The organism is Klebsiella sp. K47, assembly GCF_051858335.1.
Taxonomy (GTDB): domain Bacteria; phylum Pseudomonadota; class Gammaproteobacteria; order Enterobacterales; family Enterobacteriaceae; genus Klebsiella; species Klebsiella pneumoniae.
The window spans coordinates 1-229 of the sequence record NZ_JBPYUI010000350.1 but is presented as its reverse complement, the minus strand read 5'-3'; the positions used below and the strand labels follow the sequence as shown (position 1 = coordinate 229).

Sequence of the window (229 nt, the reverse complement as noted above, 5' to 3'; positions counted from 1 at the left end):
CCACCACCTTCACCAATGAAGGCTATGACGCCCGCGTCGAGGTGCAGCACGCCGCCATCGGCGGGGTGCGCGGCGTGGTCGGCGCCCAGACCTCGCGCAGCGATTTCGCCGCCGTCGGCGCCGAATCCTTCATTCCCGAAAGCCGCACCGAGAACCACGCCCTGTTCCTGGTAGAGGAATACGTCGCCGGCGACTGGCGCCTCGAAGGCGCCCTGCGCCAGGAGTGGCA

1 pseudogene is annotated in these 229 nt (G+C 69.0%); it reads left to right on the top strand.

Features of this window, described 5'->3' with window-relative positions:
- Positions 1 to 229 (top strand): annotated as a pseudogene (locus RRF55_RS28335) (TonB-dependent receptor); the annotation flags it as partial.